The sequence below is a fragment of the Parajatrophihabitans canadensis genome (assembly GCF_053764775.1).
Map to the genome: position 1 here is coordinate 4,019,264 of NZ_CM132445.1, position 12,791 is coordinate 4,032,054.

Annotated in this window: 15 protein-coding genes; 10 read left to right on the plus strand and 5 right to left on the minus strand. The window is 62.1% G+C overall.

Features of this window, described 5'->3' with window-relative positions; all coding sequences use genetic code 11:
- Positions 1 to 83: 83 nt before the first annotated feature.
- The 5 genes from csrA to ACSMXN_RS19320 form a co-directional block, all read right to left on the minus strand.
- Positions 84 to 440 (minus strand): carbon storage regulator CsrA, encoded by a 357-nt coding sequence (gene csrA / locus ACSMXN_RS19300; protein ID WP_022913950.1) that lies wholly within the window; start codon positions 438 to 440, stop codon positions 84 to 86.
- Between the two features lie 78 nt (positions 441 to 518).
- Entirely contained in the window at positions 519 to 929 is a 411-nt protein-coding gene (gene fliW / locus ACSMXN_RS19305; protein WP_027139600.1) for a flagellar assembly protein FliW, read from the minus strand.
- Positions 930 to 1,030: 101 nt separating this feature from the next.
- A complete protein-coding gene (flgL, locus tag ACSMXN_RS19310; protein ID WP_022913952.1) occupies positions 1,031 to 1,909 on the minus strand; it encodes a flagellar hook-associated protein FlgL in 879 nt (292 codons plus the stop codon).
- Positions 1,910 to 1,911: 2 nt separating this feature from the next.
- Positions 1,912 to 3,261 carry a flagellar hook-associated protein FlgK gene (flgK, locus tag ACSMXN_RS19315; RefSeq protein ID WP_022913953.1) on the minus strand — a complete coding sequence of 450 codons (1,350 nt, stop codon included), beginning with the start codon at positions 3,259 to 3,261 and terminating at the stop codon, positions 1,912 to 1,914.
- Between the two features lie 120 nt (positions 3,262 to 3,381).
- Entirely contained in the window at positions 3,382 to 3,903 is a 522-nt protein-coding gene (locus ACSMXN_RS19320; RefSeq protein WP_196811322.1) for a flagellar protein FlgN, read from the minus strand.
- Positions 3,904 to 4,374: 471 nt separating this feature from the next.
- Between ACSMXN_RS19320 and ACSMXN_RS19325 the strand changes: the two genes are divergently transcribed.
- The 10 genes from ACSMXN_RS19325 (at position 4,375) to fliG (ending at position 12,780) form a co-directional block, all read left to right on the plus strand.
- Positions 4,375 to 5,451, plus strand: a complete 1,077-nt coding sequence (locus ACSMXN_RS19325) for a sigma-70 family RNA polymerase sigma factor (protein ID WP_022913955.1) — start codon at positions 4,375 to 4,377, stop codon at positions 5,449 to 5,451.
- Positions 5,452 to 5,661: 210 nt separating this feature from the next.
- A complete protein-coding gene (locus ACSMXN_RS19330) occupies positions 5,662 to 6,573 on the plus strand; it encodes a flagellin N-terminal helical domain-containing protein (RefSeq protein WP_022913956.1) in 912 nt (303 codons plus the stop codon).
- Positions 6,574 to 6,773: 200 nt separating this feature from the next.
- Positions 6,774 to 8,084 carry a flagellar filament capping protein FliD gene (gene fliD / locus ACSMXN_RS19335; RefSeq protein ID WP_022913957.1) on the plus strand — a complete coding sequence of 437 codons (1,311 nt, stop codon included), beginning with the start codon at positions 6,774 to 6,776 and terminating at the stop codon, positions 8,082 to 8,084.
- Between the two features lie 9 nt (positions 8,085 to 8,093).
- The gene (fliS, locus tag ACSMXN_RS19340) at positions 8,094 to 8,543 is read left to right on the plus strand and encodes a flagellar export chaperone FliS (protein WP_022913958.1); all 450 of its coding nucleotides are present in this window, start codon (positions 8,094 to 8,096) and stop codon (positions 8,541 to 8,543) included.
- Positions 8,544 to 8,546: 3 nt separating this feature from the next.
- On the plus strand, positions 8,547 to 8,870 hold the full coding sequence (locus tag ACSMXN_RS19345) for a hypothetical protein (RefSeq protein WP_022913959.1): 324 nt from the start codon (positions 8,547 to 8,549) through the stop codon (positions 8,868 to 8,870).
- 139 nt (positions 8,871 to 9,009) lie between these two features.
- Positions 9,010 to 9,351 (plus strand): flagellar basal body protein, encoded by a 342-nt coding sequence (locus ACSMXN_RS19350; protein ID WP_022913960.1) that lies wholly within the window; start codon positions 9,010 to 9,012, stop codon positions 9,349 to 9,351.
- Positions 9,352 to 9,355: 4 nt separating this feature from the next.
- Positions 9,356 to 9,769, plus strand: coding sequence for a flagellar basal body rod C-terminal domain-containing protein (locus ACSMXN_RS19355; protein ID WP_022913961.1), 414 nt, complete (start codon positions 9,356 to 9,358; stop codon positions 9,767 to 9,769).
- Positions 9,770 to 9,771: 2 nt separating this feature from the next.
- Positions 9,772 to 10,110, plus strand: a complete 339-nt coding sequence (locus tag ACSMXN_RS19360; protein WP_022913962.1) for a flagellar hook-basal body complex protein FliE — start codon at positions 9,772 to 9,774, stop codon at positions 10,108 to 10,110.
- Position 10,111: 1 nt separating this feature from the next.
- Entirely contained in the window at positions 10,112 to 11,701 is a 1,590-nt protein-coding gene (fliF, locus tag ACSMXN_RS19365) for a flagellar basal-body MS-ring/collar protein FliF (protein WP_022913963.1), read from the plus strand.
- An 86-nt stretch (positions 11,702 to 11,787) separates the two neighbouring features.
- Complete coding sequence (fliG, locus tag ACSMXN_RS19370; protein ID WP_027139603.1) at positions 11,788 to 12,780, plus strand: flagellar motor switch protein FliG; 993 nt, start codon at positions 11,788 to 11,790, stop codon at positions 12,778 to 12,780.
- The last annotated feature ends 11 nt before the right edge of the window (positions 12,781 to 12,791 follow it).

Sequence of the window (12,791 nt, forward strand, 5' to 3'; positions counted from 1 at the left end):
GCATGCGCCAAACGATGAGTCTACGGCCTTTCGTGGCGCATCGCCAAAACGGGCCCAGGCTGTCCGATCTGCCCGGTTTGAGATCAGGGCTTTTCGTCCGCCTGGACTCGCTCGGCGGTACCGGTGGGTTCAGTGCCTGCGGCACCCGTGGGTTCAGTGCCGACGGCACCGGAGGGTTCAGTGCCGGCGGTACCCGTGGGTTCAGTGCCGGCGACGCCGGCGAGCGCTCCGCTCAAGGCGTCGATGGCTGAATCGGACGGCGATACCGCCTGTTGGTTTGCACGCTGCAGCTCTTCGTACACCTCTTGACGGTGGACTTGAACCGATCGGGGGGCATCGATTCCGATGCGGACGGCATCACCACGCACCTCAAAGACAGTGACGGTGACGTCGTCGCCGACGATGATGCTCTCGCCGACACGGCGGGTGAGGATAAGCACGGCATCGCTCCTGCATCCGGTGGTCCTGCCGCCCAGCGCAGAGTAAGCGCAGAATAAGTGCGGACCTAGGAGCTAACGCTAGCTTGCCAAGGCCGACAGTGGAGCGCGCAGGGGCAGCCGCGTGTCGTCGAGTATTACCTGCATGGCGCGGCCGGACTCCGGAATCATGATGATCGGCGCGAGCAGGTTGGCGGTGGCGTCGGCGATCCCGTCCTTCACGGACACGATGACAAGGACCTGTAGCTCGATATCGGTGACCGGGCCTAGCGGAGCGACGTGGTTCTCGGTGATGTCAGGTTGGTAGTCCGGAAAGAATCCGGCTGGCGGCATCACGACGAAGCGAAGCTCAGGCCTGACCAGGGATCGCAGCGTGAACAGCACGCCCTGAGGGTCGACGGCGGCCAGCGCGAAGGACCGGTCCTCGGGAAAGCCGGGCATCGGTTCTACGAACTCGACGTGCTGGGCGTTACCCACGACGAAAGGCGTCACCTGGCTGGACCTCGACTCACTCGACCACTGGTGTCGAATCGGCAATTTGGTCGTCATTGCACTGCTGATCATGGTCGTTGGCATCGTGGTCGTCACCCTCGTCACTGCAAGAAGTCGAGTAGGGACATCTGGCGGACCTTTGCGGTAGTAGCCAAAGCTGCCTGATATGACGCATCGGCAGCGGACACCTTGATAGCCATGTCGGCCAGATCGATGTCCTGCACGTCGGAAAGCTGCGAGGTCAGCTGCAGCGTGTTGCTGGCATTGGTGGCTTGCGAGGTCTGAACTCGGTCATAGATCGCTCCGGCGAGTCCCTGCTGGGCACTCATCTGCGTCGTCGTGGCGTCGAGGGAGCTCAGGTCGGCAGTCAGGCCGCTCGGGTTGGTACGCAGATCGGAGGAGATCTTGGACAACACATCGAAGAGGTTCGAGCCGTTCGCCCCGTAGACGCTAGTGCCGAGTTGGTTGATGGTGACCGAGCTGTTGTCGCCGATGGTGCGCCCGACTGATCCGGAATCGCCGACATAGGAGCCTGAGGCGTCGAACGCCTGTGAGCCTGTCGTGGTGCCACCGAAGATCGGTCTACCGAGATAGGTGGTGTTGGCCAGCGCGAGGGTGGACTGCCTGATCTGATCAACCTGCTGAGCCAGTGCCTCGTTCGAATCTGCATTGGCGGCGCCGGTGTTGAGCCCCTGTAGGACTAGGGAGCGGACGGTCTGAAGCTGGGTCAGGCTGCTCGACATCGTGGTGTCGACCGTGCTCAACCAGCCAAGTGAATCCGTGGCATTCGACTGATACTGCGTCATCCGTTTCAATTCCCCCCTCAACCCGAGAGCGGTCGAAGTACCCGTGGGAGAGTCGGACGGTTTGGTGATCTGGCGGCCCGATGAGAGCTGGCTCTGCAGGTCGGCAAGCCGTGAGGCGCTGTTCTGTAGCCCGACCAGCGCGCCGTAGGACGCTGATCCTTCTGTTACCCGCATGACTAGAGCCCCACCCGTCCGGTGCGATTGATCAGTGTGTCCAGCATGTCGTCGACGGTGGTCAAGACCCTCGCCGACGCCTGGTAAGCGCGCTGATAGGTCAACATGTTCGCTGTCTCTTCATCGAAACTGACCCCTGAAACCGACTGCTGCTGAGCGTCGGCGTTGGTGACGACCGCAGACTGAACCGCGGCCGTCTGCGATGCGCGCTGCACATCGGAGGCCAAGGTGCTGACCATCGACTTGTAGGTGTCGTCTGCGCCGCCGGTCTTGCTTCCGAAGGCCGCCAAGGCTTTCGCGGTCGAGCCGTCGAAGTTGCCACCGGGCGTACCCGAGGCCGCGATCTTTGCCGGGTCGGTGACGGCGACGGCGATCGTCGCCGCAGTATTTCCAGAGAAGAACGGCGTGCCCGTGGCGCCAGAGAGGTCATAACCGGCCTGGTGGGCGGCGTTGACGGTCGAGCTCAGCGCTGCGGCCACCGCGTCCAATTTCGCCGCGTACGCGGGCAGTGTGGTGTTCAAGGCATCGACGAGGCCCTGGGCGGTACCGCCGGCAGTACCCGCGGCGGCTCCGTTCACCGTCAACGTGTTGGACGCGGTCACCGCGACGGTAGAAGCGGTGAGTCCGCTCACCAGCGTCTGGCCCCCGAGGGTGACCGTGGCACTGCCGTCCGGCTGCACGGTGGCCTGAGTACCAGCGGCATCGGCGAGCTTGAGCAGTAGCGAATCGCGCTGATCAGCGAGTGAGTTGGTGTTGGTGCCGGTCGCGTTCGCGATGGCGATCGCGGCGTTGATGGTGGCCAGCGAACCAGCAGCGGTGTTGATGTCGACGACGGTCTGGTCGAGGGTGGCAGTCGCGCTGGTCGCGAGATCGCTGAGAGCCTTGCTCGTCGTGTTGAGGCTGGTCGCGACCGTCGCCGCCGACTGCAGCACCACGGAACGGGCCGAGGCATCATCTGGGTGGTTTGCCACAGCCGACCAGGCGTTCCACATGTCATTGAGCTGTTCGGCCAGACCGTTGTCGGTCGGTTCGTCGAACAAGGTCTGAACGTCGGACAGTTGCGCTGAGGACGTCTGGGCGTAGCTGTTGCGGTCGTGTTCGGTACGCACGCGGGCGTCAAGAACGGGATCGTCGATCCGGCTCGTGCCGGCAACGGTGACGCCGGTCGAGGCTCGCTGCGTGGCGTACATCGTCGGAACCCCAGCTACCGGTCCGACCGTAGCCATATCTGCCCGCTGCCGGGTGTATCCGGGGGTATCGGCGTTGTCGATGTTCTGGCCCGTTACGTCCAGGGCATAGCTCTGGGCGGCCAAAGCCTGCGACGCGCCAATCAGTCCGGCAAATGAGGTCATCTGTCCCACCTGCTCTGCACTTCGCTGCTCTGCGGTTTGCTGGTCTGGGCCAGCTCAGCAGTCAACCCGCTCATCAGGAATCCTCTTGGTTCTTGGTGTGAAGATGGCTTTTCAAGGTGGTTATGCCTGTTCGTCCATGATCATCGGCCGCGGCGCCGGTTGGGAGGCAATACCCCGGGCGTCATAGGTGTCGACCGATTCGGTCATGGCAAGCAGGGTTTCGCGGATGGCCCGCGCACCAGCCGAGAGCATCGCGCGATTCTCATCGGCGGCTTGCTCGATCTGAACTACCAGCGCCAACAGCCGGTCGCGGTGATCCAGCAAGATGCTCGACCACGGTTCGCCGGCAAGGTCAGCCAGTTCCTTGAGCGTGGGTGAATCGTCATGTCCGTGCTCAGCGGCCACCTGCTGGACCTCGACAGAGCGTCGCACCTCGACGGCCCGGAGCTGTTCAACGACGCTCTCGACCTCGCGGTTCGCAGCGGCGAGCCACTTCGTCTCGCCGGCAGCAACGACCAGTCGCTCTTCGACGAGCTTGAACAGCAGCAATTCGAGCGCTTCACGCTCCTGCCAGAGCAAACTGGACACCTCAGAGAAACCCATCGTCCCTAACTCCATTGCGGTCTCGGTAACTACTAACACGCCTGTCGTCCTCCCCTCGGTTGTGACTGACCAATCGGCTGGGAGGCGGGCGACATTAGGCCGGTGCCAGCGACTTACCCAATACCTTTACTACTACGCGCTGCAGCACTCCTGAGTCTGTTGTGGCATGGCAGCCTCCCAGGCCGCACAAAGCAAACACGAAGCAAACATGACCCTGAGTCGCGCGCCGATGCCACGGAGGTAGTCCCCCACGAGTTAGGTCGTCCCGGGCAATAGAGCTGCGGCACGAGCCCTAGCCCCGCCTAAACAGGGGCGTCCAGTGCCATATCGGGGCCCGTCCCCCGCGTGCGACACACCGGTCTCAGCAGCGATGTGACCTAGTTCACTAACATAGAACTCACACAAGTCTTAACACCGGCTTCACTCTCCGCTACTTTCTGTGACAGCACCGCTACTCAACAGGGTGTCCGGTCTCCGGTAGCAAGCCGGGGAACATAGGGGAGACACGAAATGACGGCAGCCACGATGACGAGCGCGAAGTCAGCCTCCGGGCTTGACAGCCAGTCGGACACCGGCGCGAACGCTGAGCTGAACGCAGCACAGGACATAGCGCAGGGCTCCGACCTGCCCGTCGAGACAGTGCCGTCTCGATCCCGCACCATTCCAGGCTCGTACGACGAGACGCTGGTTACCGAGAACATGCCGCTGGTGGGCCACCTGGTTCGAGAGATGATGAACCGGCTCCCCGCACACGTAAACCGTGACGACCTCGTGTCCGCGGGCATGACCGCACTGGTTCTGAGCGCGCGCAGCTTCGAGGCCGGCCGTGGTGTTCCGTTCGCTCGGTTCGCAGCCATCCGGATTCGCGGTGCGCTGCTCGACGAGCTGCGCAGCATGGACTGGGCAAGCCGCTCCGTTCGGGGACGCGCCCGCGAGCTCGACACCGTACGCACCCAGCTGACCAACACCATGGGACGTTCCCCGCGTCCGGAGGAGCTGGCGGCCGCGATGGGTGTCAGTGTCAGCGAACTTTCCGCGATCGACGTCGACGTACAACGTGCCAGCGTGTTGAGCCTGCAGGGATTTGCACCCGAGACCGGTGCCGCAATGCTGCCCGACGCCCAGCGCGGCCCGGAGCAACTCCTCTTGGACCGCGAGCAGATCGGGTATCTGCACGATGCGATCGCCGAACTGCCCGAGCGCCTGGCCTACGTCGTACGCACGTATTTCTTCGAGCAGCGCCAGATGTCAGAGATCGCCGAAACCCTCGGCGTCACGGAGTCGCGTATCTCGCAGCTGCGGTCCGAGGCCCTCACCATGCTGCGACACGGCATGCGCGCCCAGACCGAACAGGTCGAAGCGGCTGCTCTTTCCGCCAAGGGTGGCAAAGGCGAAGACATCGCAACGACGAGCGCCGGCAATGGGCGCAACGCAGCCAAGGTCGCCAGCTACGCCGCGGCAGTCGCAAGTCGCAGCACGCTGCGTGCGAGGCTCGAGATGTCCAACCCGATGGGCGAAGCCATCGCAGCTGCCTACGCACCGGAGTACCGCAGCTTTCACGCCTCGAGCCGTGCGTCTTCCGCCTGAGCATGCCAGCCTGTTGTCGGATCGCTCTCTTGCGGTACCCCGGCAACCAAATCCAGCAGTGTCGCGAAGATCCTTGCAAAGACGGGAAATTCGCGAATGTTGCTCAAGTACTTCGGCAATCGGCCGAATAGATAACTGCCAGCCCACGGATGGGATGGCCGCCCGGATGTCCCGGGCAAGCAAGAGACTCGAATCTCAGGAGGAGAAACCATGAGTCTGCGTATCAACACCAACGTCTCAGCTCTGACCGCTTACCAGAACCTGAGCAAGAACCAGAACGACATGGCCGACTCGATCGAAAAACTGTCGAGTGGTCTCCGGATCAACAAGGCGGCCGACGACGCAGCCGGCCTGTCGATCAGCCAGGGCTTGACCAGCCAGATCAACGGTCTTACCCAGGCGACGTCGAACGCCCAAGACGGCATCAACGTCTCGCAGATCGCTGACGGCGCCCTTGGCACCACCCAGCAAATTCTGCAGCGCATGCGGACCCTGGTCGTCCAGGCAGGCAACTCCGGCACCATGGACCAGTCCTCGCTCGGCGCGATCCAGTCCGAGGTCAAGGCCCTGAACACCCAGCTCGACAACATCGGAAGCCAGACCAAGTTCGGCGCAACGAACCTGCTCGACGGTCAGTTCAACAACAACTTCCAGGTCGGTGCCAACGGCGGCGACACCATCAAGCTCGACCTTTCCAAGGCCACCACGAACTCCAAGGCCGTCGGTGGTACGTCGACCCTGACCGCCGGCGTGTACAGCTACACCGGCGGTACGGACCTCACTGCACTCAAGATCGCCACCGACGCGTTCTCGGCCACCACTCCGGTTGCCTACGCGACGACCGACGCCACCGCCGACCTCAAGAGCATTGACGCGGCGATCTCTGCCATCTCGAGTGCTCGCTCGGGCATTGGTGCCACCCAGAACCAGCTCAACTACACGGTTCAAAACCTGCAAACCGGCATCACCAACGTCACCGCATCACGGTCGAACCTGACCGACGCCGACCTCGCGACCGAAGTCAGCAAGATGACGCAGTCCCAGATCCTGTCGCAGGCCGCAACTTCCGTCCTGGCGCAGGCCAACTCAGCACCGCAGTCGATCCTGAAGTTGCTGCAGTAGTTCACCAGTTAGTCCGAATGGATCAACACAGATCGATTAACACAGATCGATCAGCTAGAAACGGCAATACCGCGGTACCACGATCATGAAGTACGGCGCGGTGAGGACAACCTCCTCTACCGCGCCGTACTTCATGTCCCGGACTGCAGGCTCACTCGCGCACCGCCGACATCAGAAATCCTGAAGGATCAGAGAATCAGATGACGAGTTTCAGCATCTCCGGCCTGTCTTCGGGCATCGACACCGACTCCGTGATCTCCCAACTCATGGCTCTTGCGGCAGGCCCGCAGACGGCCCTCGAAACTCAGCTGAACACGACCCAGTCGCAGCTGTCTGCCTACCAGGTCATCAACACGAAGATGGCAGCAGTCCAATCGGCCGCCGACGCGCTCGCGCTTGCTACGACCTGGGCCGCGACCAAGGCAACCTCGTCCGATCCCTCGATCGTGGCCTCCGGCTCAGCTACCGCCATCGCGGGCACGGCCACCACCTTCTCGGTCACCGCGGTCGCCCGCGCGCAGATCAGTACCGTCACCCTTGCCGACGCGAGCAACGCAGCCGTCGCTGCCAACGGTCTTGACGTGACGATCGGTAGCACTACCACCCACTTGGCCCTCGGCGGAAACTCGATCTCCGATGTCGCCTCGGCCATCAACTCGGCCGGTCTCGGCGTACGCGCTGCCATAGTCAATACCACCAGCGGCACGATCCTGCAGTTCACCTCGACCAGCACGGGCGCGGCGAGCGCGTTTACCGTGAGCGGTCTGACCACCGCACCTCAGGATCTGGTTACTGCTCAAGACGCATCTATAACGGTTGGCGATCCCGCGCATGGTGGTTACTCGGTGAACAGCAACACCAATACCTTCACCGATGCGATCCCCGGTGTCACTTTCACCGTCAGCAAGCTGACTACCGATGCCAATATCGCCATCAGCAGCGACTCGTCCGCAATCTCTGACGCAGTATCAAGTTTGGTCAACGCCGCTAACGACGCGCTGACCACGATCGGACAGGCAACCGGCCAAGGCGCAATCCTTGCCGGCGACAACACGGTCAGCTCGCTTACCCAGAAGTTGTTGGGGGTCATCAGCTCAGGTGCGTCAGGCAAGAGCTTCAACGACGCCGGCGTGGGCATCACATCGACCGGGCAGGTGACCTTCGATGCCGACGCCTTCGCGGCCGCGTATGCCTCAAACCCGAACGCCATCCAGAGCATGGTCCAAGGCGCACTTTCTTCGGCGTTCTCTACGGTTGGTAGCAATGCCACCGATGCGACAGCGGGCACCCTTACCCAGCTGATCAATACCGACAACAGCCAGATCAGCACTCTCAACAAGCAGATCTCGGACTGGGACAGCAAGCTCGCTGACCAGAAGGCGAGCCTGCAGGCGAAGTACGCCGCGATGGAAGCCTCCCTGTCGAAGCTCAAGTCGCAGTCGAGCTACCTCACCTCGGTGTTTGCCAGCTTGACTGCTTCACAGTCCAGCACATCATCCTCTAGTTCTTAGGAGTAGACCGTGACCAGCAGTCCTGCGCAGTTGCGTTACCTGGCTGACACGGTCAATACCGCATCGCCCGTGCGGCTGTTGGTGATGCTCTATGACCGGCTCGTGCTCGATATTCGGCGGGCAGCCGACGCTCAGGAGGCATCAGAACAGATCGTCGCATCAGAGCAACTCAGGCATGCTCAACAGATCGTTGCCGAACTCCTGACAAGTCTGCGCATGCAGGGCTGGGATGGTGCGGAGAACCTCGCGTCGCTATACGGATTCATCCTCGGCGAGCTGATCGCGGTCAACCTCACGCCCAGCCCCGCTCGGCTGCGCGCAGTCGAACAGATCGTCTCTGACCTTCGCGATTCCTGGCGCGAAGCAGCTCTCACCGTGCTCGAGGCGACCAAGGTCGCACCGCCGGCCGACGCCGACGCAATAGATGCACCTGTTCGCCATATCGCCTGGGTGGGATGAGGAATGGACTCAGGGGCTCAGCCGAGCTGGCATGAGGTACTGGCCGACTGCGAAGCCGCGGCCGACGAAGCCGAACGAATCCTAGCCAGCCGCACGCAATTCGACCCGGACCAGTTCGTCGCCAAGACCACCTTTGACCTTTGGCAGCTGAATCTACCGCCGCTGCCGCTCGAGCTGCACGCTCGAGCTGAAGCGGTACATGCGCGGCAACTCAGAGTTCAAGCCGACCTGGCAGCGGCAATGATCAGTGTTCAGCAACAGATTCTGATGAGCGCTGCTGAGATGCCAGACCGTCACAAGCCCATGTACTTGGACTGCAGCGCCTGAACGAGCAGCACTCTTAGCATTCTCTGCTCACACGGGCTTAACTCTTCGTGATCATGGCCGATTGGCTATCTGAGCACGGATAGCTCGCCTAGATCGCCACGGATTGGCGAAACCCCACCGCAACTGGAGGTTTCGTTTCGTGCTCGACGACATCACCTCGGTCACCCTCGCGACTGCACTGTCTGGCTTGTCCGCTCGGCAACGAGTGAGCGCCAACAACATCGCCAACATCGAGACCCCTAACTTCAAGGCCGGCCAGGTCTCTTTTGAAGACAGCCTGCGCGATGCCGTCGCCTCGGGAGACCCCAGCCAGGCTGAGTTTTCTCAGTCCTCGCAAAGTGGCCCCGTCAGCGCCAACGGCAACAACGTCAGCCTCGACACCGAAACGGTGACCGACGAGAAGACTCAATTGCAGTACCAGCTGCTCAGCGGCGCGATGACTGCCAAGTTCGGCCTCCTGCAAACAGTGTTGAAGGCCTGAGCCGATGTCCATCTTCTCAGCCATGAACATCTCTGGCACCGGACTGACAACCTTTCGCACCTGGGTCGATGCGCTGGCAAACAACATCGCCAACGTCAATACGGTCAAGCCGACCTCACAGAATGCCTTCCAGGCAACCTACATTCAGGCCCAGGAAATAGGCGGAGCCGCCGACGGAAGCGGTGGCGGGGTGCAAGGCGTTGCCGTGACCGAGGGCGACCCCAAGGGCGTTCTCACTTACCAGCCGGAAAATCCCCTCGCCGACGCCAAAGGCTACGTCCGGATGCCCGACGTGGACATGAACGAGCAGATGGGCAACCTGATCATGGCCCAACGAGGCTTCCAGGCCAACGCCGCCGTCATCGACCGCGCTCGCGAGACCTATCAGGACGCGATCAACATCGGAAAGAACAACTGACCATGACATCTCCCGCGCTTGCCGCCATCTCTTCCATCAGTTCCGCTATCCCGACCCTGCCGACCTCCTTCACCAGTGGCGTGGCAGCGCCCGACGTTTCCGGCGCTTCCAGCACCGGCGGCGCAGATTTTGCCTCCGTCCTGGGCAAAGGGCTCGACGCCGTGTCGCAGTCTCAGAGCACTGCGGACAACCTGGCCGTCCAAGCCGCCACGGGGGACCTCACCGACATCAGTGACTACACGATCGCGGCTACGCAGGCCTCACTCATGACTTCACTTGCGACCGCCATCCAGTCGAAGGGCGTCGAAGCATTCAACCAGATCATGGGAATGCAGGCCTGATATGAAAGACCAGGTCCTCAGCCAGCTACAACGATTCTGGCGCGGATTCCTCGCGTTCACGCCTGGCCAGAAGGTGGTAACGGTCGCGGCAGTCCTCGCGCTCGGTATCGGCGGTTGGCTGTTCTCCTCATGGGCGTCAACCCCGAGCTACGCACCGCTGTTCACCAATCTCGCCCCTACCGACGCGAGCGCGATCATCGACAAGCTCAACGCGAACAAGACTCCCTACAAGCTGGCCGCCAACGGCACCGAGATCATGGTTGCCCAGAAAGACGTTTACCAACTTCGGCTGGCGATGAGTTCGTCTGGGCTGCCGTCTTCGGGGAACAGTGGCTACAGCTTGCTCGACCAAGAAGGCATCACCACCTCGGAGTTCAAGCAACAGGTGGACTTTCAGCGGGCTCTGGAAGGCGAACTGAGCAAGACCATCAAGTCGATCAACGGTGTTGCCGATGCGCAAGTCCACCTCGCCATCCCGCAGCAGACCGTCTTCGACGACGGCAGCCAGAAGCCCACGGCATCGGTGCTGCTGACGACAACGCCGGGAACGACACTCACCAGTGGCCAGGTGCAATCGGTAGTGAACCTCGTTTCGTCAAGCGTCCCGGGATTGACAACTGATCAGGTCAGTGTTTCTGACTCCAGCGGCAAGGTATTGTCTGCAGCCGGCAGCGGTGACCTGTCAACGGAGAGCGACACCAGGGCGAGCGCGACACAGGCCTACCAACAGCGATTGTCCAGTTCAGCGCAGGCCATTCTCGATAAGATCCTTGGTCCGGGCAACTCGGTTGTCACCACCAACGCTGACCTGGATTTCGGCAAGAGCAACGCAACGTCGACGAACTACAGCTTCGCCAGCGGTGTTCCGCCCCTCGCCGAAGCGAGCACGGGTGAGAGCCTCGGCAACGGGGCAGCCACGCCGGGCGCGGCGATCGGCGCCAACACCGTATCTGCAGCTGCGAGTCCATCCGCCTCCAGCACTGGCGGCTACTCCAAGGTCACCGACACCAAGAACAACGCCATCGATACGACCACCGAGGTACGTACGAACGCACCTGGCGACGTCAAACGACTGAGCGTGTCTGTCGTCCTCAATTCCAAAGCTGCCGGAGCGGTTGATCTGGCCAACATCAAGGCACAGATCGGCGCGGCTGTCGGACTCAACCCGGCACGCGGAGACGTGATCGCCGTAAGCAGCGAAAACTTCGACACCTCGGCGGCGGCAGCAGAAGCCGCTGCGGCAGCCAAGGCCGCCAAGGCCGCTGCTGCTGCAAAGCAGAGCGCACAACTGATCTCCCTCCTCAAGACGGGCGGTGTCGTGCTCCTGGTCATCGCAGTCGTGATCATCACGCTGATCGCCAACAAGCGGAAGAAGAACGCTGAGCCACCGGACGACCTCGATCTGTTTCTTTCAACCCTGCAAGACGATCCGAATTCGCTTCCACCCGCACCGATCGACATAATCCCACCCCAATCGCGCGAAGCTCAGATCGCCGCAGCAAGGCAGCAACAGTTGGCCGAGCTGGCCGAGAACGATCCTCAAGAGATAGCTCGGCTACTACGTAGCTGGCTGAATGCAAAGGACGGCTGAGCGCGATGGAAGACACCCTCGACCTGACGAACCGCCCAGCACCCGCCGAGCGGGTCGCCGCCACCTCGGCTGAACTGTTGCGGAGCATGACGGGCCGTCGTAAGGCAGCCATCCTGCTGTTGCAGCTGGAGCCACGCTCCTCTGCCCGCGTGTTAGGACAACTTCGCGAGTCCGAGCTCGAAGACCTGTCGGCAGAGATCGCCCGAATGGGTGAGATCACCACCGAGATGTCGGCCGCTGTGCTCGGCGAGTTCGGCGTGCTGGCTTCGAGCGGTTCCACCACACAGGGCGGCCTGGAACAGACTCGCGAGCTGCTGATCGCTGCCGTAGGCGAGAGCCGCGCGGGAGAGATCATGGGCAAGCTTTCTTCGTCAGCTCTGGAGATGCCGTTCAAGTTTCTGCAGAACGCTGATGCGCGCCAGCTGCTGAGCTTTATCTCCGACGAGCACCCGCAGACGATTGCGCTGGTGCTGGCTCATATTCCGGCGCCGCTGGCCTCCAAGGTCCTCGGCGGGCTTGGTTCGGATCTGCAAGCCAACGTTGCCCATCGGATTGCCACCATGGACCGGACGTCGCCAGAGGTCATCCGTCAGGTAGAGGCCGGCCTGGAGCGACGGATGTCCACCATGTTGGTACCGGCGGATCTGTCTGCGGTTGGTGGCGTCCAGCCGCTGGTGGAAATCATCAACCGTGCCGACCGGGGTACCGAGAAGCTGATTCTCGAGGGCCTCGAGCAGCGGGATCCAGAGCTTGCCGATGAGGTTCGTAGCCGGATGTTCGTCTTCGAGGACCTGATCAATCTCGATGACCGCGCTGTGCAGCTCGTACTTCGCGGGGTCGAGGTCGCCAACTTGGCTGTTGCCCTCAAGGGCGTCAGTCCGAGCGTGCGGAGCAAGGTCATGAACAACATGTCCGAGCGGGCGGCGATAACACTTGGCGAAGAGATAGAACTGCTTGGCCCGGTCCGCGTCCAGGCGGTCGAAGAAGCTCAGACCGAAGTTGTCCGCGTCATCCGATCGCTGGAGGAAGAGGGCCAGATCGTAGTTCGCCGTGGTCAGGAGGACGAGTTCGTTGCCTGACGTCCTGCCCA